The following is a 17,810-nucleotide window of genomic DNA, read 5'->3' on the forward strand; positions in this document are numbered from 1 at the left end:
CATGCCTATCGACGAACTCTTCAGTCTCTATCCGCTGGCCTTTGTCATCACCGCCCTGCTGCTGGGGCTGGTGGTCGGCAGTTTCCTCAACGTGTTGATCTGGCGCCTGCCGAAAATGCTCGAGCGCGAATGGCGCCAGCAGGCTCACGATGTGCTGGGGCTGCCCGGTGAAGCGCCGTTGCCCACCTACAACCTGATGCTGCCGCACTCGCAATGCCCGCACTGTGGCCACCGGATTCGCGCGTGGGAAAACATTCCCGTGTTGAGTTACGTGTTCCTGCGCGGGCGCTGCTCAAGTTGCAGCACACCGATCAGCAAGCGTTACCCGCTGACCGAGCTGGCCTGCGGCCTGCTCTCGGCGTTCATCGCCTGGCACCTGGGGTTCGGCTGGCCGGCGTGCCTGCTGATCGTGCTGACCTGGGGCCTGTTGGCCATGAGCCTGATCGACACCGAGCATCAGTTGCTGCCCGATGTGCTGGTGCTGCCACTGCTGTGGCTGGGATTGATCGTCAACAGCTTCGAGCTGTTCGTGCCGCTGCACGATGCCCTTTGGGGCGCGGTGCTGGGTTACATGGCGCTGTGGTCGGTGTTCTGGCTGTTCAAACTGATCACCGGCAAGGACGGCATCGGCCACGGCGATTTCAAGCTGCTGGCGCTGCTCGGGGCCTGGGGCGGCTGGCAGATTTTGCCGCTGACCATCCTGCTTTCCTCGCTGGTGGGCGCCGTGCTCGGGGTGATTTTGCTCAAGCTGCGTGACCAGAAAACCTCGACGCCGATCCCCTTCGGCCCGTATCTGGCAATTGCCGGCTGGATTGCCTTGCTCTGGGGTGGTCAAATAACCGGCTTCTATTGGCAGTTTGTCGGTTTGAAATGAATACCCCTGTGGAAAAACCCTGGATTCTCGGCCTGACCGGCGGCATCGGCAGCGGCAAAAGCGCCGCCGCCCAGCACTTCATCGACCTCGGCATCCATGTGGTGGACGCCGATCACGCGGCGCGCTGGGTGGTCGAACCGGGCCGCCCGGCGCTGGCGAAGATCGCCGAACACTTCGGCCCTGATGTGTTGCAGGCCGACGGCACGCTGGATCGTGCGGCCCTGCGCAAACTGATCTTTGAGGTGCCGGAGCAACGGCGCTGGCTCGAAGCGCTGCTGCATCCGCTGATCGCCGAGGAAATCGCCCATCACCTGGCGCTGGCACAATCGCCTTACGCGATTCTGGTCTCGCCGCTTTTGATCGAATCCGGGCAATACGCGATGACCCAGCGAATCCTGGTGATCGACGCCCCGCAACAACTGCAGATCGAACGCACCTTGCAGCGTGACCAGACCAGCGAACAGCAGGTTCAGGCGATCCTCAAGGCCCAGTCCAGCCGCGAAGACCGCGTCAGCCGTGCCGACGACGTGGTGGTCAACGACCGCGACCTCGCCTGGCTGCACAGCGAGGTCGAGCGCCTGCATCACTTTTACCTGACTTTATCCGGAGGCCAGTCATGAGCCAGATCCCAACCGTAGAATGCCCAACCTGTGGCGCCCCCGTGGAATTCACCCCCGAGAACAAATTCCGGCCGTTCTGCTCGGACCGCTGCAAACTGATCGACCTCGGCGCCTGGGCGTCGGAAGAACACAAGATTCCCGTGGCCTCGGATGCCGAGGACGAACTGTTTTCCGGCGATTTCGATCCGCGTCACTGATCCCGTTCAGGGCCGCATGAAGCCGTAGTCCTGATCGTCGTCGAGGTTTTCCGCCAGGAAGCGCAACTCGTCGGCCAGGTCTTCGGCGTTGCGCACCGCCTTGCTCTGCTGCACCACTGCACTGAGCAAGGCGCGCAGGCTCAGGCCCGGATCGAACCCCACCTCCTGTGCCATCTCCAGACTCTGCCGGGTTTCCTGCCTCGCCCACTCGTACACGCTCATACCGCTGCTCCTGAAGGAATTTGGCCGAGCATGAAATGCGGCGCGCTGGGTGGATTTGATGTGGATCAAGACTTGGGATCGTCGTCCTTCCACGGCGCCGAAAGGTAGCGTGTGCGGTTGAAGGTCTCCAGCCATTCCGGGCAGAACACCACCAAGGCACTGACCACCATGCCGTTGATGAAGGCTTCGGGAAAAATCAGCAACCACAGGTAACCGATGAAATCCTCCAGCCATTCCGGCATGGCAAACAGGCCGTCGTACCAGAGCAACGTCAGGCTCAGCGTCAGGCAGAACAACGCCGACAGCGCGGCGGCAAAAAAGCCGGAACAGAAGATGTACACGAACGGATTGCGCGGCTGCGCACGCTCGACCAGGATCGCCACGCATTCGGTGATCAGCACCGGGAGCAGGATCAGCAAGGCGCCGTTGACCCCGACGGCCACCAGATCCTGACGTCCCAACAGCACCAGTCCCAGTTGCGCCACCAGTCCGCCGACGATCGCCAGCGGCCAGTCCAGCAGCAGCGTCACCGCTGTCATGCCGATGAAGTGGTAAGACACCCCGGTGTCGAAATCCCTGCGCACCAGCCACAGCAGAAACAACGCGAACACTGTGCCGAACAGCAAATGCTGACGACGGTTGTCGCTGAACAGCTCGACCCACGGTGCGCGGACAATCGCCCAGAGCAGCACCGGCAGGTAAATCAGCCATCCGAAAGTCAGACTTGTCGATGACAGCAGTTCTGCACCGATCATGATCCCATCACCTTCATTCGCACCGCAGACTCCTTTGATTGGCGCTCCTGCGGCGAAGTCTACACCTGCGCGGCGGGACATCTGCCGATGCAAAGCTTTCTGCTTGTCGCAATTGAACGCTAAGCTTGGGCCTATGGATGACTCAGATTATTTACGCCTGCTGACCATCGCGGCCGAGCAAGCCAACGCCTTCCTGTCCAATGCCCGCAAATGGGAGCGTGAGCGTTGGGTCTGCCAGCGCCTGCTGCAAGGCTTGAATATTCCTTATCGCGCCGACGAATTCGCGCCCGCCGGTGAGCCGCCGGACGTGTTGTTTCGCGACGCCAATTTCGAGGTGTTTTTCGTCCTCGACGAGGGCCGTCGGCTCAACGACGAATGGCGCGATGAGCTGCAACGGCGGCGCAGTGCGTTTTCCCTCAGCCAACTGGTGCGGCGTGAAGCCAAGCCACGGCGGATTCCGGCCAATGAATTTCTGCTGAGACTGGCGCCGACCTTGCGCAAGAAAGCGCACAACTACAAGGAACGCGGCATGGATCTCGGCGAGCTGGACATCATTGCCTTCGCCAGCCTCAAACGCGAAGTGCTCGACCTGAACAGCCATTTTCCGCCGCCCACCGAATATTTGCGTCAGGGCTGGCGCTCGCTGTCGCTGGTCGGGCCGACCTTTGCCCGGGTGCTGTTCGCCCATCCCGATGCCCCGGATTTTCTACGCGGCAACCTGGGGCGCAGCATCGTGTTCGATGTCGGGATCAGCCTGTGACGCCGCTTCAACAATTGATTGCTGATGTCCCGCAGACCGGATGCGTGCGCTGGATTGGCGTGCGCCCCGAATCACGGGGGCCGATGCTCGCGCTCGATGCGGTGGAGGCGCGGCTTGAAGCCGGGCTCACCGGCGACCACGCTCGGCCCGGTGTGCGCAATGCGCGGCAGGTGACGCTGATTCAGTGGGAACACCTGGCTGTGATCAGCGCCCTGATGGGCCGGTCGGCCGAACAACCGGTCACACCTGAAGATCTGCGACGCAATCTCGTTATAAGCGGGATCAACCTGTTCAGCCTCAAGGGGCGGCGCTTTCGCATTGGTCAAGCGATTTTCGAAACCACAGGCTGGTGCCAGCCGTGTGCGCGTCTGCAAAACAACCTTGGCCCCGGAACGTTCCAGGCTGTGCGAGGGCATGGCGGAATCACCGCGCGAGTGTTACAAAGCGGGATCATTCGCCTCGGGGACAGAGTGTCTGTCGAACCGGTCCCGGACAGTGGCTATGCTGCGTTCAATCCCGGTTGAAAACCGCTGTAGCGTGTTCTCATTCAGTAACGTCTACCTGACGAGGCCTTTATGACCAGCCGCCTGAACCCCGAAGACCAGAAGCATGTCGAAGAGTACCTGCAGTTGTCCCAACACCGTGTCGAGCGCCGGCCATTCCGGCCGTGGATGCTCCTGGTGCTGGTGCTGGCAGTGACCATTGGTCTGGGCCTGTTGAGCCGATTTATCAGTTACCTGACGCTATGAGCTGCATCGCGCTCGCTCGGGTAGCCGTACCGATTTCCTTTCAAAACCTTGCGAGCTATCCCTATGTCCCATCGTATTGTCATTGTCGGCGGCGGCGCCGGCGGTCTGGAGTTGGCTACCCGTCTGGGTAAGACTCTGGGCAAACGCGGCACCGCCAGCATCATGCTGGTCGACGCGAACCTCACGCACATCTGGAAACCGCTGCTGCACGAAGTGGCCGCCGGATCGCTGAACTCTTCCGAAGACGAACTCAACTATGTCGCCCAGGCCAAATGGAACCACTTCGAGTTCCAGCTGGGACGCATGAGCGGGCTCGATCGTGAGCAGAAGAAGATCCAGCTGGCCGCCACCTACGACGAAAACGGCGTCGAGCTGGTCCCCGCACGGGAAGTGCCCTACGACTCGCTGGTGATCGCGGTCGGCAGCACCACCAACGATTTCGGCACCCAGGGCGCCGCGCAACACTGCCTGTTCCTCGACACCCGCAAACAGGCCGAGCGTTTCCACCAGCAACTGCTCAACCACTACCTGCGTGCTCACGCCGGGCAAACCGATGTGGTCCAGCAGATCAGTGTGGCCATCGTTGGCGCCGGCGCCACGGGTGTTGAGCTCGCGGCCGAGCTGCACAATGCCGCCCACGAACTCGCGGCTTACGGTCTGGACCGGATCAAACCGGAAAACATGCACATCACCCTGATCGAAGCCGGGCCACGGGTGCTGCCAGCCCTGCCGGAACGGATCAGCGGGCCGGTACACAAGACTCTGGAGAAACTCGGGGTCAATGTAATGACCAACGCCTCGGTCAGCCAGGTCACCGCCGACAGCCTGATCACCGCCGATGGCAACGAGATCAAGGCCAGTCTGAAAGTCTGGGCCGCCGGGATCCGCGCACCGGGTTTCCTCAAGGACATCGACGGTCTGGAAACCAACCGCATCAATCAGCTGCAAGTGCTGCCGACGCTGCAGACCACCCGCGACGAAAACATCTTCGCCTTCGGTGACTGCGCCGCCTGCCCGCAACCGGGCTCGGATCGCAACGTTCCGCCACGAGCCCAGGCTGCGCACCAGCAGGCGTCGCTGCTGGCCAAATCGCTGAAACTGCGGATCGAAGGCAAGACCCTGCCGGAGTACAAGTACACCGACTACGGCTCGCTGATTTCGCTGTCGCGTTTTTCGGCGGTGGGTAACCTGATGGGCAACCTGACCGGCAGCGTGATGCTCGAAGGCTGGCTGGCGCGGATGTTTTACGTGTCGCTGTACCGCATGCACCAGATGGCGCTGTACGGGCCGTTCCGCACGGCGATGCTGATGCTGGGCAGCAAGATCGGACGCGGCACCGAGCCGCGCCTGAAGCTGCACTGATGTAACACCCTGTGGGAGTGAGCTTGCTCACGAAGACGGTGGATCAGTCGATAAATGCATCGGCTGACCCGCCTCATTCGCGAGCAAGCTCGCTCCCACAATGTTTTGTGTTTATCGAAAGATCTGTTTCCTACTGTATCTGCCCCCCGCTTTCCCCACCTTCGCTTACAAACGCCCCGCTCCTCGACACAGACGCGATACACCGCCACCGCTTAATGGCCACACCCGAGCACACCTGCTCCGGCTTGATCGCCCTTAACGTGTGGTTGCGCTGTGCAACCGAAGGAGAATGCAATGTCCCGTACTTCGAAAATCGGCAAAAACTCCCTTGGCCTGGTCGGTGCCGTACTGGCCGGCGGCCTGATGCTGTCCGGCTCGGTGTTCGCCGCACAACCGCTGGCCCAGGGTTATATGGTCGCTTCGGCCGAGACCTCGGTGAAAACCCCGGAAGGCAAATGCGGTGAAGGCAAATGCGGCGATGCGTCGATGGCCAAGACCGACACCGATGGCGACGGCAAGGTCTCGCGCGCCGAATTTCTGAAGGTCGCGCCGAAGTCCGACTTCGACAAGATCGACACCAACCACGACGGCTTCATCGACGAGCAAGAGGCGTACAACAACGTCAAAGCCAACTTCGAAGCCAATGGCAAGAAAATGCCGAAAGGCCTGTTCGAACACCTGAAAGACCAGGACGGTGCCTGATTTTTCAGACGCCCGACAAAACAAAGCCGCGCTTTCCCTGATGAGAAGCGCGGCTTTTTCACGCCTGCATGATTACAGCTGGAAGCGCCGCACCATGCCTTGCAGGGCGTTGGCCAGTTGCGACAGCTCATGGCTCGACGCGTTGGTTTGATCGGCACCCGCCGCCGAGCGCACCGACAGATCGCGAATGTTCACCAAATTGCGGTCCACTTCCCGCGCCACCTGCGCCTGTTCTTCGGCGGCGCTGGCGATCACCAGATTGCGTTCGTGGATTTCGTGGACCGAGGCCGTGATCGTCTGCAACGCTTCACCGGCCCGCTCGGCCAGCACCAACGTGGTGGCCGCCCGCGAGGCACTGGCCTGCATCGACTCCAGCGCCAGGCTCGACCCGCTGCGCATGCCCTGCACCATCTGCTCGATTTCCTGGGTCGATTGCTGCGTGCGATAAGCCAGTGCCCGGACTTCGTCGGCGACCACGGCAAACCCGCGTCCACTCTCCCCGGCCCGGGCCGCTTCGATGGCAGCGTTGAGCGCCAGCAGGTTGGTCTGTTCGGCAATCGCCCGGATCACGTCCAGCACTTTGCCGATGTCCTGCGACTGATTGGCCAGTGATTGCACCAGCTCGCCGGTGTGTTCGACTTCGCTGGCCAGAGCGTTGATGGCGCCGGCGGTTTCGCTGACCCGCTCTTGGCCCAACTGTGCCGACTCGCTGGACTGGCGGGTGGCGTCGGACGTCGACACCGCGTTGCGGGCGACTTCTTCGACCGCCGTGGTCATCTCGTTGACGGCGGTGGCGGCCTGTTCGATTTCGTTGTTCTGCTGTTGCAGCCCTTGCGTGCTGTCGTGGGTGACCGCGCTGAGTTCGTCGGAAGCGGTCGCCAGTTGCGTGGCCGAGCCGCTGATGCCCTGCAGGGTTTCGCGCAGGTTCTGCTGCATGGTCGCCAACGCCTTGAGCAAGCGGCTGACTTCATCGTTGCCGTGGGTTTCGATCGGACGGGTCAGATCGCCTCTGGCAACGTGTTCAGCAGCGTCGACGGCGGCGCTCAAGGGGCGAACGATGCTGCGGGTCAGCAACATGGCCAAAGCCACAGTGGCCAGCGCCGCCAGCGCGATGAACAGGGTCACGATGGTGCGCGAGGTTTCGTAGTGGGCGGCAGAGTTCTGGCTTTCGGCGGCGACCTGGCGGGCGAACAGGTCGGCCAGGTCATTGAGTTGTTTGCCGGAGCCGTCGACCACGGTTTTCATGTCGACCAGCAGCAGCTTGGTCAGCTCATCGCGCTTGCCTTGTTCGGCGAGGGTGAACGACTGGGCGATGCCGGTGCGGTAGGCAGCAAAGGTTTTCTTGAACTGATCGTACAACTGCTGCCCTTCCGGGGTTGTTACCAGCCGGTCGTAGGCGGCGATTTTTTCGCTCAGCTCCTTGTCGCGGGTGTCCATCTGGCTGCGGTACGTGGCGATGTTGGCCGGATCCTGATCCAGCGCCATGCGCAGGGAAATGGTGCGGATGCGCAACATGATCTCGCGAATCTCGTCGCCGCCGCGAATGCTCGGCAGCCACTGTGTCTCCACCGCCACTTCACTGTCGCGGATGCTCGACATCTGCCCCAGCGCAAACACCCCGAGCAACGCCACCAGCACCGCGATCAGGGCAAAGCCCAGGGCGGCACGGGGAGCAATATTCAACTGACGAAGCAACATGACGAACGCCCTTTTTCTTGTATTGGCCGGATGCAAGGGGCGATCGATGGCAGGCCCCTTTAGTTAGCGGGCTATCGGCAAGTTGTATGACGACTTGAATGAAACATTTCCGGAGGGCAAAAAAAATCCCCGTATCTTTCGATACGAGGATTTTTAATATGGTCGGGGTAAGGGGATTCGAACTCCTGACATCCTGCTCCCAAAGCAGGCGCGCTACCGGACTGCGCTATACCCCGGTAAAAAAAAGGCGATCTTTCAAAGATCGCCTTCTTCGATCAGCGCTTTTGGCCTCTGATCTTAAGATTCGATCCCAGTGTTACCTGGTTTCAAAAATGGTGGGTCGTGTGGGATTCGAACCTACGACCAATTGGTTAAAAGCCAACTGCTCTACCAACTGAGCTAACGACCCAAAAATGGTCGGGGTAAGGGGATTCGAACTCCTGACATCCTGCTCCCAAAGCAGGCGCGCTACCGGACTGCGCTATACCCCGGTTTGAAATTGGCTCCGTGACCAGGACTCGAACCTGGGACCCAATGATTAACAGTCATTTGCTCTACCGACTGAGCTATCACGGAACTACATATTTCAATTTACAACGGTGAAACTTGCAGCTTCTCGACATCGTTTTCGCATCGCTGCGTTCGTGTGCCTGAGGCGCGCTATTCTACAACCTAGAACACCTCTGTCAACCCCCTAAATTGCTTTCAAGTTAATGATTTGCAACTTATTTCAGATTTCTGCCCAGTAAGCTGAAACCGTGTTGGTGACTGACTGCGGGGCGCACTTTACAAGCCTTTTCCTTTGAGTTCAACAGCCTGGCGAAAAAAAAGGCCTCGCAGTGCGAGGCCTTCATTACTTCATCACCGTCGAGCGTCAGTTGAACGTGATCTCGTCGTTCTCCACGACGCCGGTCGCGGTCTCGCCCGGCAGGAAACGTCCCGACAGGATCAACTGCGCCAACGGGTTCTCAATCCAGCGCTGGATCGCCCGCTTCAGCGGCCGTGCGCCATAGACCGGGTCGTAGCCGACGGCAATCAGCTTGTCCATCGCTTCCGGGCTCAGCTCCAGCTTCAGCTCGCGCTCGGCCAGACGGCTGCGCAGACGGCCCAGCTGGATCTCGGTAATGCCCGCGATCTGATCCCGCGCCAATGGCTCGAAGATCACCACTTCGTCGACCCGGTTGATGAACTCCGGACGGAAGTGGGTGGAAATCGCATCCATCACCGCTGCCCGTTGCGCTTCACGATCGCCTACCAGTTCCTGGATCTGCATCGAACCCAGGTTGGAGGTCATGACGATCACGGTATTGCGGAAATCCACCGTACGGCCGTGGCTGTCGGTCAAGCGTCCATCCTCCAGCACCTGCAGCAGGATGTTGAACACATCCGGGTGCGCCTTCTCGACTTCGTCCAGCAGGATTACCGAGTAAGGCTTGCGCCGTACCGCTTCGGTCAGATAACCGCCCTCTTCATAGCCGACGTAGCCCGGTGGCGCACCGATCAGCCGTGCCACGGAATGTTTCTCCATGAACTCGGACATGTCGATCCGCACCATCGCCTCTTCCGTATCGAAGAGGAATTCGGCCAGCGCCTTGCACAGCTCGGTTTTACCGACACCGGTCGGGCCGAGGAACATGAACGAGCCGCTCGGGCGATTCGGGTCGGACAACCCGGCACGGGAACGCCGCACCGCGTTGGCCACTGCAACCACCGCTTCGTCCTGGCCGATCACGCGTTGATGCAACAGGCTTTCCATCTTCATCAGCTTGTCGCGCTCGCCTTCGAGCATTTTCGACACCGGAATACCGGTCCACTTCGAAACGACTTCGGCGATTTCCTCTTCAGTCACCTTGCTGCGCAGCAGCTGGTTTTCGCTCTTGCCGTGCTGGTCGACCATTTGCAGGCTGCGCTCCAGATCCGGGATCACCCCGTACTGCAACTCGGCCATGCGGTTCAGGTCGCCTTTACGACGCGCGGCTTCCAGTTCCTGACGGGACTGTTCGATCTTTTGCTGAATCTGCGCAGAACCCTGCACCTCGGCTTTTTCCGAGTTCCAGATTTCTTCCAGATCCGAATACTCACGCTCGTGACGGACGATTTCTTCCTGGAGTTTTTCCAGGCGCTTGATCGCCGCTTCGTCGCTTTCTTTCTTCAGCGCCTGGGATTCGACTTTCAGTTGAATCAGGCGCCGCTCCAGACGATCCAGCACTTCCGGCTTGGAGTCGATCTCCATGCGGATGCGGCTGGCCGCTTCGTCGATCAGGTCGATCGCCTTGTCCGGCAGTTGCCGGTCAGTGATGTAGCGATGGCTGAGCTTGGCCGCCGCGATGATCGCGCCGTCAGTGATCGCCACCTTGTGGTGAACCTCGTAACGCTCTTTGAGGCCACGCAGGATCGCGATGGTGTCTTCTTCGCTCGGTTCGTCCACCAGCACTTTCTGGAAGCGCCGCTCGAGGGCCGCGTCCTTCTCTATATATTGGCGGTACTCGTTGAGCGTGGTGGCGCCGACGCAATGCAGTTCACCACGGGCCAGGGCCGGTTTGAGCATGTTGCCGGCGTCCATCGAGCCCTCGCCCTTGCCGGCGCCGACCATGGTGTGCAGTTCGTCGATGAACAGAATGATCTGCCCTTCCTGCTTCGACAGCTCGTTGAGCAGCGCTTTCAGGCGCTCTTCGAACTCGCCGCGATATTTGGCGCCGGCAATCAGCGCACCCATATCGAGGGACAGCAGACGCTTGCCGCGCAGGCCATCCGGCACTTCGCCGTTGATGATGCGCTGGGCCAGACCTTCGGCAATCGCGGTTTTACCCACGCCTGGCTCGCCGATCAGCACCGGGTTGTTCTTGGTGCGGCGTTGCAGAACCTGAATGGTGCGACGGATTTCATCGTCACGGCCGATCACCGGGTCAAGCTTGCCTTCTTCGGCGCGCTTGGTCAGGTCGACGGTGTACTTATCCAGTGCCTGACGCGACTCTTCGTGGTTGGCGTCGTTAACGGCTTCGCCACCGCGCAGGTTGTTGATCGCATTCTCCAGCGCCTTTTTGCTCACACCCTGGCCGAGCAGCAACTTGCCGAGCTTGCTGTTCTCGTCCATCGCGGCAAGCAGCACCAGCTCGCTGGAAATGAACTGGTCGCCCTTCTGCTGGGCCAGACGGTCGGCCTGGTTGAGCAGACGAGCCAGATCCTGCGACATATTCACGTCGCCGGTCGGGTTCTGGATTTTCGGTAATTGATCGAGCTCTTTGGTCAGCTCTTTACGCAAGCTGTTGACGTCGAAGCCCACCTGCATCAACAGGGGTTTGATCGAACCACCCTGCTGTTCAAGCATGGCTTGCATCAAATGCGCCGGCTCGATGGCCGGATGATCGTGGCCGACAGCCAGGGATTGGGCATCGGACAACGCCAACTGCAATTTGCTGGTTAAACGGTCTATACGCATGGGTCACCTTCCTTTTGAGCAGGCCGGACCTAAAAACCATCCTGAATAAAGAAACCTGCCAGATACCGCTATAGATGCGGTCGATTCTGGAAGATTCAAGCGTCAGGGAGTTGATGCAGGTCAGACAAGCTTAGCGGGCGCCCAGCCTCGCAAATACGTTTCTCTTTTGGCGAGTGGCTGTTTTCGTCAGGCAAGGCGCCGCGACGAGTCATAGCCCGCTATGGCGAGGAGCGGCAACGCAGCATGACGTAAACAGACGCCGTCAAAAAGAAACAGTATTTGTGAGGCTGGGCGCCTCAAGCCAGACTAGGGAGGCGAAGCGACCAGTGCGCGATGCACGGCGATAGGAGAAGAAGCGCGGATCGGTCACGGTACAGAAACCGCCACCATAAACAGCGGTGACACCACGAACCGCCAAACGCAGTCGCGCCAGCTTATAGATGTCGGCCATGAACTTGCCGTCATTGTGGCTCGGGACAAAGGCTGTCTCGGCTTCGGGCAATTGATTGATGAAGACTTCCCGGACTTCCGGGCCGACTTCAAAGGCTTGCGGGCCGATGGCCGGGCCGAGCCAGACCAGTACGTCTTCGGCGAGCACGTCCAGACTGTCGAGTGTGGCTTCCAGCACGCCGGCCGCCAGCCCACGCCAACCGGCGTGCGCCGCTGCCACGCGAGTACCGGCACGGTCGCAGAACAGCGCCGGCAGGCAATCGGCGGTCATCGCCGCACACGCGATACCGGGTGTTGCCGTCCAGCTGGCATCCGCCGTGGCCACCACGGACGGATCAGCATGCGCCACGGCAATCCCGTGCACTTGCTGCAACCAGGCAGGCTTTATAGAGAAGTGTTCGGTCAGGCGCCGACGGTTTTCGGCGACGGCCTCCGGGCGGTCATCGACATGATCGCCCAGGTTGAGGCTGTCGAACGGCGCCTCGCTGACGCCGCCCTCGCGGGTGGTGACACAGGCCCTGACGCTGGCCGGCGCGGGCCAGTCCGGCGTCAGCCAGTTCATCCGATGAATGCCTCGCGATCCTGCTTGAGCAGAGTCAGCAGCCACACCAGATCTTCCGGCAGCGGCGACTCCCAGCTCATGCGCTCACCGGTGGTCGGGTGATCCAGCTCAAGGAACCGCGCGTGCAGGGCCTGACGCGGGAAGTGCTTGAGGGATTCGACCATGGTCTGGCTCGCGGCCGGCGGAATGCGGAAACGACCGCCGTATGCCGGGTCGCCGACCAACGGGAAGTTGATGTGCGACATGTGCACGCGAATCTGGTGGGTACGACCGGTTTCCAGCTTCACCCGCACGTGGGTGTGGGAGCGGAAGCGCTCCAGCACGCGGTAGTGGCTGACGGCCGGCTTGCCGCCTTCCATCACCGCCATGCGCTGACGCTGCTGGCCGTGGCGGCCGATCGGGGCATTGATCTTGCCACCGGCGGTCACTACGCCGATCACGATGCACTCGTAGATCCGGCTGACGCTGCGGCTTTGCAGCTGGGCGACCAGCTTGGTCTGCGCCTGAATGGTCTTGGCCACCACCATCAGACCGGTGGTGTCCTTGTCCAGACGATGCACGATACCGGCGCGCGGGACATTGATGATGTCCGGCACGTGGTGCAGCAAGGCGTTGAGTAAGGTGCCATCAGCGTGACCGGCAGCCGGGTGCACCACCAGGCCCGCAGGCTTGTTGATCACCAGAATGTCGTCATCTTCATAGACGATGTCGAGTTCGATGTCCTGAGCGACCCATTCACCCTGGGCCTCCTGCTCGGCAGTGAGCTCAAGGATGGCACCGCCATGAACGATGTCGCGCGGGCGGATGACCGCCCCGTCCACAGTCAGGCGACCTTCTTTGATCCAGGCGGAAAGGCGCGAGCGCGAGTGCTCGGCGAAGAGTTGGGCGGCGACTTGATCGAGGCGTTGGCCGCCCAATTCGGACGGCACCTCTGCGCGAAGTTCAATTTTATCGGACATGCTCGGACTGGGCGTCGGCTACAGCCTTTGGTTTCGGCTGCGCGCTTGTGGTTAAATACGGCGTCTTTTGCCCCGGGGCTTTTCAACGGGGCGCTCATCATAACAGGACGGCCCCGCCCAAGACAGCGGCCGTCATAGGGACGCAAGCCGCCATGCAAGTGAAACACCTGCTGCTGATCGCCATCCTCGCATTGACCGCTGCTTGCTCATCGAAGGAAGTCGTAGACGAAAACCTGAGTGAAGCCGAGCTGTACCAGCAGGCTCAACAGGACCTGGACAACAACAGCTACACCAGCGCCACAGCCAAGCTGAAGGCTCTGGAGTCGCGTTATCCGTTCGGTCGCTACGCCGATCAGGCGCAGCTGGAACTGATCTACGCCAACTACAAGAACGCCGAGCCGGAAGCTGCAAAATCCGCCGCCGAGCGTTTCATTCGTCTGCATCCGCAGCACCCGAACGTCGATTACGCCTACTACCTGAAGGGCCTGACCTCGTTCGACCAGGACGTCGGCCTGCTGGCGCGCTTCCTGCCGCTGGACATGACCAAGCGTGACCCGGGTGCCGCCCGCGACTCCTACAACGAGTTCGCCCAGCTGACCAGCCGCTACCCGAACAGCCGCTACGCGCCGGACGCCAAGCAGCGCATGATCTACCTGCGCAACCTGCTGGCGGCCTACGAAATCCACGTGGCCGACTACTACCTGACCCGTCAGGCCTATGTCGCCGCTGCCAACCGTGGTCGTTATGTAGTGGAAAACTTCCAGGAAACTCCATCGGTCGGTGACGGCCTGGCGGTGATGACCGAAGCCTACCAGCGTCTGCATCTGGACGAACTGGCGGCCACCAGCCTGGAAACCCTGAAGCTCAACTACCCGAACCACCCGAGTCTGCAGGACGGCCAGTTCGTGCCTCGTGTTGCCGAAGCCGACAACCGTTCGTTCCTGAGCAAGGCCACTCTGGGCCTGATCGAATCCCGTCCGCCGCTGCCGCCGGGAGAGACCCGCGCCAACCAGGACGTGCAGAAGCAGTTCCAGGACGCGAAAGACGCGATCCCGAACGAGCTCAAGCCAAAAGACGAAAACGGCGACGTGATCGAAGAGCCGGAACCGGAGTCGAGCGACAGCGACCGTTCCATCTTCAGCTACATGACCTTCGGTCTGTTCGACTGATCACTTCGGTGATGCCAAAAAGGGAGATCTTCGGATCTCCCTTTTTATTGCGGCGTGTGATTGGGCTGTGCGCTTGTCGGGTCCTTGGCTAAACTGCCGAATCATTAGCCGAAAAGCCGCCCATCATGCTTCGTTTACTGTTCTGGATTGCCTTGATCGCCGCTGCTGTCTGGTTGTGGCGCAAATTCAAGGCCCCCGCCTCGTCCGCCCGACCGCCTCGCGAACAGGATGCCGCACCGATGGTGCGCTGCGCCCACTGCGGCGTGCACCTGCCCCGCGACCGCGCGCTGAACCTTCAACAACAGTGGTATTGCAGCCAGGCTCACCTTGAGCAAGGCCCTGGTTCCAGTGATCGCTGAGGCCGACAACGCCGACAGCAAACAGGCTCAGCGACTGCTGCGCCTCTATCATCTGTACCGTTTGAGTGTCGGCATCACCCTGGTGTTGCTGATCTCCAGCAACATGGACAACCGCCTGCTGACCTCGGCCAACGACGAGTTGCTGCGCAATGGCAGCTGGTTGTACCTGGTGCTGAACATCCTGCTGGTAGTGTTCCTCGAGAATATCCGCCGCCCGGCCCAGTTGTTCGGCCTGGCACTGGTCGACATCCTGCTGCTGTGCGGCGTGTTCTACGCAGCGGGCGGTGTGGCCAGTGCGATTGGCAACTTGCTGATCGTTTCGGTGGCCATCAGCAACACCTTGCTGCGACGACGCATCGGCCTGCTGATCGCCGCCGTCGCCACCCTCGGCATCGTCGGACTCAGCTTTCTGCTGAGTTTCAGCCATCCCCTGAGCGCCAACGACTATCTGCAGGCCGGCACCCTCGGCGCCTTGTGCTTCGCTGCCTCTCTGCTGGTGCAAGGGTTGATCCGTCGTCTCGAAGTCAGTGAGAACCTGGCCGAGCTGCGAGCCAGCGAGGTGGTGGGGCTCGAAGCCCTCAACGCGCTGATCCTGCAACGCATGCGCACCGGCATTCTGGTGCTCGACGAACAGCGCCGGGTGCAACTGGCCAATCACAGCGCCAAAACCCTGCTGGGCCAGACACACCTTGAAGGCGACTTGATCGACGAGCACTCGAGCGCGTTGGTCGAACGCCTGCAACTGTGGCTGAACAACCCGACCCTGCGCCCACAAAGCCTGAAAATCGCCGGCAATGGCCTGGAGCTGCAGCCGAGCTTCATTGCCCTGGAACTGAGCCCGAACCGCCAGACCCTGGTGTTTCTCGAAGACCTCGCCCAGATCGCCCAGCAGGCCCAGCAATTGAAACTCGCCGCACTGGGCCGGCTGACTGCCGGTATCGCCCATGAAATCCGCAATCCGCTGGGAGCCATCAGTCATGCCGCGCAGCTGTTGCAGGAATCCGAGGAACTCGACGGCGCGGATCGGCGTCTGACGCAGATCATTCAAGACCACTCCCAGCGCATGAACCGAGTCATCGAAAACGTCCTGCAACTGTCCCGCCGTCAGCAGAGCGCACCGCAACGGCTGGATCTCAAACCGTGGCTGGAGCAGTTCGTCAGCGAGAGCCGCGAACAGGCCGGCGAGCGCCAGCACATTCATCTGCACATTGGCCCGGGGGATTTCCGTACGTTGATGGATCCCGGCCAGCTCACGCAGATTCTCGACAATCTGTTACGCAACGGCTGGCGCCACAGTGCCCTTTTGCACGATCCGGCCGAGGTCTGGCTGACGCTGTCGATCGACCCCGAAAGCACGCTGGCCGTGCTCGAAGTGCAGGACAACGGCCCCGGCGTGCCGCTGGATCAACAGGCTCACCTGTTCGAACCGTTCTTTACCACCAGCAGCCAGGGCACCGGCCTTGGGCTTTATCTGTCCCGTGAGCTGTGCGAAAGCAATCAAGCGCGCCTAGACTTCAAATCACGCCAAGGCGGCGGCTGCTTTCGCATCACCTTTGCTCACGGACGGAAACAAAGTTGAACACGAGCCCACGGCAAAAAATCCTCATCGTCGACGACGAGCCGGATATCCGCGAACTCCTGGAAATCACCCTGGGACGGATGAAACTCGACACCTTCAGCGCACGCAATCTCAATGAAGCCCAGGCGCTGCTGCACCGCGAGACCTTCGACCTGTGCCTGACCGACATGCGCCTGCCCGACGGCACGGGCCTGGAACTGGTGCAGCATATCCAGCAACGTTATCCACAACTGCCGGTGGCAATGATCACCGCGTACGGCAGCCTGGAAACGGCGATCAACGCCTTGAAGGCCGGGGCTTTCGACTTCCTGACCAAACCGGTGGACCTGACACGCCTTCGCGAACTGGTTGGCTCGGCGTTGCGCATGCCGGCGCCGGGCAATGTCTGCACTTCGATCGACCGGCTGCTTCTCGGCGATTCACCACCGATGCGCAATCTGCGCAAGCAGATCGACAAACTGGCCCGCAGCCAGGCACCGGTTTACATCAGCGGCGAATCCGGCAGCGGCAAGGAACTGGTGGCCCGGCTGATTCATGAACAGGGCCCGCGCGCCAGCCAGCCGTTCGTGCCGGTGAACTGCGGGGCGATTCCGTCTGAGTTGATGGAAAGCGAGTTCTTCGGCCACCGCAAAGGCAGTTTCAGTGGCGCGGTGGAGGATAAACCGGGGCTGTTTCAGGCTGCCCACGGCGGCACGCTGTTTCTCGATGAAGTGGCGGACCTGCCACTGCCGATGCAGGTCAAGCTGCTGCGGGCGATTCAGGAAAAAGCCGTGCGCAGCGTTGGCGGCCAACAGGAAACCGTGGTCGATGTGCGCATCCTCTGCGCGACGCACAAGGACCTCGATGCGGAAGTGGCTGCCGAGCGTTTCCGTCAGGATCTGTATTACCGGCTGAACGTGATCGAACTGCGCGTACCGTCCCTGCGCGAACGTCGCGAGGACATCGAAGCCTTGGCCGGCCATATGCTCAAACGCCTGGCCAATGGCACCGGGCAGCCGGCGGCACGTCTTCATCCCCATGCCCTCGAGGCGCTGAAAAACTACCGGTTTCCGGGCAACGTGCGGGAGCTGGAGAACGTGCTTGAGCGGGCACATACCCTGTGTGAAAACCGCACGATCGAGGCAGAGGATTTACGTCTGAGTGAAGGAAACGGCACTGCTGAAGGCGGCATTGCCGATCTCACGCAGATCGACAACCTGGAAGACTATCTGGAAAGCGTCGAGCGCAAACTGATTTTGCAGGCGCTGGAAGAAACCCGCTGGAATCGCACGGCGGCAGCGCAGCGGTTGAGTCTTTCGTTTCGCTCGATGCGCTACAGGCTGAAGAAACTGGGGCTGGATTAAGGGCCCCTTCG

Annotated in this window: 18 protein-coding genes and 4 tRNA genes; 12 read left to right on the forward strand and 10 right to left on the reverse strand. The window is 61.0% G+C overall.

Going from position 1 to position 17,810, the window contains the following annotated elements; genetic code table 11:
• Window position 1: 1 nt before the first annotated feature.
• From ABTV87_RS24900 to yacG, 3 genes are read left to right on the forward strand one after another with little or no spacing between them, the layout of a single operon-like run.
• A complete protein-coding gene (locus tag ABTV87_RS24900) occupies window positions 2–874 on the forward strand; it encodes a prepilin peptidase (RefSeq protein ID WP_085608684.1) in 873 nt (290 codons plus the stop codon).
• The gene (gene coaE / locus ABTV87_RS24905) at window positions 871–1,494 is read left to right on the forward strand and encodes a dephospho-CoA kinase (protein ID WP_007959586.1); all 624 of its coding nucleotides are present in this window, start codon (window positions 871–873) and stop codon (window positions 1,492–1,494) included. The genes ABTV87_RS24900 and coaE overlap by 4 nt, the downstream gene beginning before the upstream one ends.
• On the forward strand, window positions 1,491–1,691 hold the full coding sequence (gene yacG, locus ABTV87_RS24910) for a DNA gyrase inhibitor YacG (RefSeq protein WP_433898524.1): 201 nt from the start codon (window positions 1,491–1,493) through the stop codon (window positions 1,689–1,691). The genes coaE and yacG overlap by 4 nt, the downstream gene beginning before the upstream one ends.
• Before the next feature lie 6 nt (window positions 1,692–1,697).
• On the opposite strand, the gene ABTV87_RS24915 is transcribed toward yacG, so the two are convergent.
• Window positions 1,698–1,913: a hypothetical protein gene (locus tag ABTV87_RS24915; RefSeq protein ID WP_007959584.1), complete on the reverse strand. Its 216-nt coding sequence runs from the start codon at window positions 1,911–1,913 to the stop codon at window positions 1,698–1,700.
• A gap of 65 nt (window positions 1,914–1,978) precedes the next feature.
• Window positions 1,979–2,668: an energy-coupling factor ABC transporter permease gene (locus tag ABTV87_RS24920; protein WP_221535409.1), complete on the reverse strand. Its 690-nt coding sequence runs from the start codon at window positions 2,666–2,668 to the stop codon at window positions 1,979–1,981.
• 133 nt (window positions 2,669–2,801) lie between these two features.
• Between ABTV87_RS24920 and ABTV87_RS24925 the strand changes: the two genes are divergently transcribed.
• From ABTV87_RS24925 to ABTV87_RS24945, 5 genes are all read left to right on the forward strand, one after another.
• A complete protein-coding gene (locus ABTV87_RS24925; RefSeq protein WP_007959580.1) occupies window positions 2,802–3,428 on the forward strand; it encodes a DUF1780 domain-containing protein in 627 nt (208 codons plus the stop codon).
• Entirely contained in the window at window positions 3,425–3,952 is a 528-nt protein-coding gene (locus ABTV87_RS24930; RefSeq protein ID WP_433898525.1) for an MOSC domain-containing protein, read from the forward strand. The genes ABTV87_RS24925 and ABTV87_RS24930 overlap by 4 nt, the downstream gene beginning before the upstream one ends.
• Before the next feature lie 51 nt (window positions 3,953–4,003).
• Entirely contained in the window at window positions 4,004–4,177 is a 174-nt protein-coding gene (locus ABTV87_RS24935) for a DUF3094 domain-containing protein (RefSeq protein ID WP_007909875.1), read from the forward strand.
• Window positions 4,178–4,240: 63 nt separating this feature from the next.
• Window positions 4,241–5,539, forward strand: a complete 1,299-nt coding sequence (locus ABTV87_RS24940; protein WP_064599500.1) for an NAD(P)/FAD-dependent oxidoreductase — start codon at window positions 4,241–4,243, stop codon at window positions 5,537–5,539.
• 294 nt (window positions 5,540–5,833) lie between these two features.
• Entirely contained in the window at window positions 5,834–6,241 is a 408-nt protein-coding gene (locus ABTV87_RS24945) for an HvfA family oxazolone/thioamide-modified RiPP metallophore (RefSeq protein ID WP_007959573.1), read from the forward strand.
• 72 nt (window positions 6,242–6,313) lie between these two features.
• Here the strand turns inward: ABTV87_RS24945 and ABTV87_RS24950 are convergent, their stop codons facing one another.
• The 8 genes from ABTV87_RS24950 to rluD all read right to left on the reverse strand — a co-directional run bounded on the left by ABTV87_RS24950 (window position 6,314) and on the right by rluD (window position 13,349).
• Window positions 6,314–7,939, reverse strand: coding sequence for a methyl-accepting chemotaxis protein (locus ABTV87_RS24950; RefSeq protein ID WP_085608689.1), 1,626 nt, complete (start codon window positions 7,937–7,939; stop codon window positions 6,314–6,316).
• A gap of 159 nt (window positions 7,940–8,098) precedes the next feature.
• Window positions 8,099–8,175: transfer RNA gene (locus tag ABTV87_RS24955), tRNA-Pro, on the reverse strand.
• Between the two features lie 97 nt (window positions 8,176–8,272).
• Window positions 8,273–8,348, reverse strand: a tRNA-Lys gene (locus tag ABTV87_RS24960).
• Between the two features lie 5 nt (window positions 8,349–8,353).
• Window positions 8,354–8,430 (reverse strand) — tRNA-Pro (locus ABTV87_RS24965).
• Between the two features lie 9 nt (window positions 8,431–8,439).
• Window positions 8,440–8,515 (reverse strand) — tRNA-Asn (locus ABTV87_RS24970).
• 298 nt (window positions 8,516–8,813) lie between these two features.
• Window positions 8,814–11,378: an ATP-dependent chaperone ClpB gene (clpB, locus tag ABTV87_RS24975; RefSeq protein WP_007959569.1), complete on the reverse strand. Its 2,565-nt coding sequence runs from the start codon at window positions 11,376–11,378 to the stop codon at window positions 8,814–8,816.
• 262 nt (window positions 11,379–11,640) lie between these two features.
• Window positions 11,641–12,390: a peptidoglycan editing factor PgeF gene (gene pgeF / locus ABTV87_RS24980; protein ID WP_433898526.1), complete on the reverse strand. Its 750-nt coding sequence runs from the start codon at window positions 12,388–12,390 to the stop codon at window positions 11,641–11,643.
• Window positions 12,387–13,349 (reverse strand): 23S rRNA pseudouridine(1911/1915/1917) synthase RluD, encoded by a 963-nt coding sequence (gene rluD, locus ABTV87_RS24985; protein WP_007959567.1) that lies wholly within the window; start codon window positions 13,347–13,349, stop codon window positions 12,387–12,389. The genes pgeF and rluD overlap by 4 nt, the downstream gene beginning before the upstream one ends.
• A 152-nt stretch (window positions 13,350–13,501) precedes the next feature.
• Between rluD and ABTV87_RS24990 the strand changes: the two genes are divergently transcribed.
• From ABTV87_RS24990 to ABTV87_RS25005, 4 genes are all read left to right on the forward strand, one after another.
• Window positions 13,502–14,518: an outer membrane protein assembly factor BamD gene (locus ABTV87_RS24990; RefSeq protein ID WP_007959566.1), complete on the forward strand. Its 1,017-nt coding sequence runs from the start codon at window positions 13,502–13,504 to the stop codon at window positions 14,516–14,518.
• 125 nt (window positions 14,519–14,643) lie between these two features.
• Window positions 14,644–14,877: a PP0621 family protein gene (locus ABTV87_RS24995; RefSeq protein WP_085747726.1), complete on the forward strand. Its 234-nt coding sequence runs from the start codon at window positions 14,644–14,646 to the stop codon at window positions 14,875–14,877.
• Window positions 14,867–16,456: a sensor histidine kinase gene (locus tag ABTV87_RS25000; RefSeq protein WP_045121907.1), complete on the forward strand. Its 1,590-nt coding sequence runs from the start codon at window positions 14,867–14,869 to the stop codon at window positions 16,454–16,456. Before ABTV87_RS24995 ends, ABTV87_RS25000 begins: the two co-directional genes overlap by 11 nt.
• On the forward strand, window positions 16,453–17,799 hold the full coding sequence (locus tag ABTV87_RS25005) for a sigma-54-dependent transcriptional regulator (protein WP_007959564.1): 1,347 nt from the start codon (window positions 16,453–16,455) through the stop codon (window positions 17,797–17,799). Before ABTV87_RS25000 ends, ABTV87_RS25005 begins: the two co-directional genes overlap by 4 nt.
• Window positions 17,800–17,810 lie beyond the last annotated feature (11 nt).

Source organism: Pseudomonas sp. PSE1(2024) (genome assembly GCF_050990555.1).
Classification (GTDB): Bacteria; Pseudomonadota; Gammaproteobacteria; order Pseudomonadales; family Pseudomonadaceae; genus Aquipseudomonas; species Aquipseudomonas aphyarum.

What these genes read in the sequence shown, in the direction of transcription:
- rluD (WP_007959567.1), bottom strand. Translation starts at nt 13,349, where the DNA reads ATGTCCGATAAAATTGAACTTCGCGCAGAGGTGCCGTCCGAATTGGGC.
- ABTV87_RS24925 (WP_007959580.1), top strand. Translation starts at nt 2,802, where the DNA reads ATGGATGACTCAGATTATTTACGCCTGCTGACCATCGCGGCCGAGCAA.
- pgeF (WP_433898526.1), bottom strand. Translation starts at nt 12,390, where the DNA reads ATGAACTGGCTGACGCCGGACTGGCCCGCGCCGGCCAGCGTCAGGGCC.
- clpB (WP_007959569.1), bottom strand. Translation starts at nt 11,378, where the DNA reads ATGCGTATAGACCGTTTAACCAGCAAATTGCAGTTGGCGTTGTCCGAT.
- yacG (WP_433898524.1), top strand. Translation starts at nt 1,491, where the DNA reads ATGAGCCAGATCCCAACCGTAGAATGCCCAACCTGTGGCGCCCCCGTG.
- ABTV87_RS24900 (WP_085608684.1), top strand. Translation starts at nt 2, where the DNA reads ATGCCTATCGACGAACTCTTCAGTCTCTATCCGCTGGCCTTTGTCATC.
- coaE (WP_007959586.1), top strand. Translation starts at nt 871, where the DNA reads ATGAATACCCCTGTGGAAAAACCCTGGATTCTCGGCCTGACCGGCGGC.
- ABTV87_RS24915 (WP_007959584.1), bottom strand. Translation starts at nt 1,913, where the DNA reads ATGAGCGTGTACGAGTGGGCGAGGCAGGAAACCCGGCAGAGTCTGGAG.
- ABTV87_RS24940 (WP_064599500.1), top strand. Translation starts at nt 4,241, where the DNA reads ATGTCCCATCGTATTGTCATTGTCGGCGGCGGCGCCGGCGGTCTGGAG.
- ABTV87_RS24990 (WP_007959566.1), top strand. Translation starts at nt 13,502, where the DNA reads ATGCAAGTGAAACACCTGCTGCTGATCGCCATCCTCGCATTGACCGCT.
- ABTV87_RS24950 (WP_085608689.1), bottom strand. Translation starts at nt 7,939, where the DNA reads ATGTTGCTTCGTCAGTTGAATATTGCTCCCCGTGCCGCCCTGGGCTTT.
- ABTV87_RS24935 (WP_007909875.1), top strand. Translation starts at nt 4,004, where the DNA reads ATGACCAGCCGCCTGAACCCCGAAGACCAGAAGCATGTCGAAGAGTAC.
- ABTV87_RS24995 (WP_085747726.1), top strand. Translation starts at nt 14,644, where the DNA reads ATGCTTCGTTTACTGTTCTGGATTGCCTTGATCGCCGCTGCTGTCTGG.
- ABTV87_RS24920 (WP_221535409.1), bottom strand. Translation starts at nt 2,668, where the DNA reads ATGATCGGTGCAGAACTGCTGTCATCGACAAGTCTGACTTTCGGATGG.
- ABTV87_RS24945 (WP_007959573.1), top strand. Translation starts at nt 5,834, where the DNA reads ATGTCCCGTACTTCGAAAATCGGCAAAAACTCCCTTGGCCTGGTCGGT.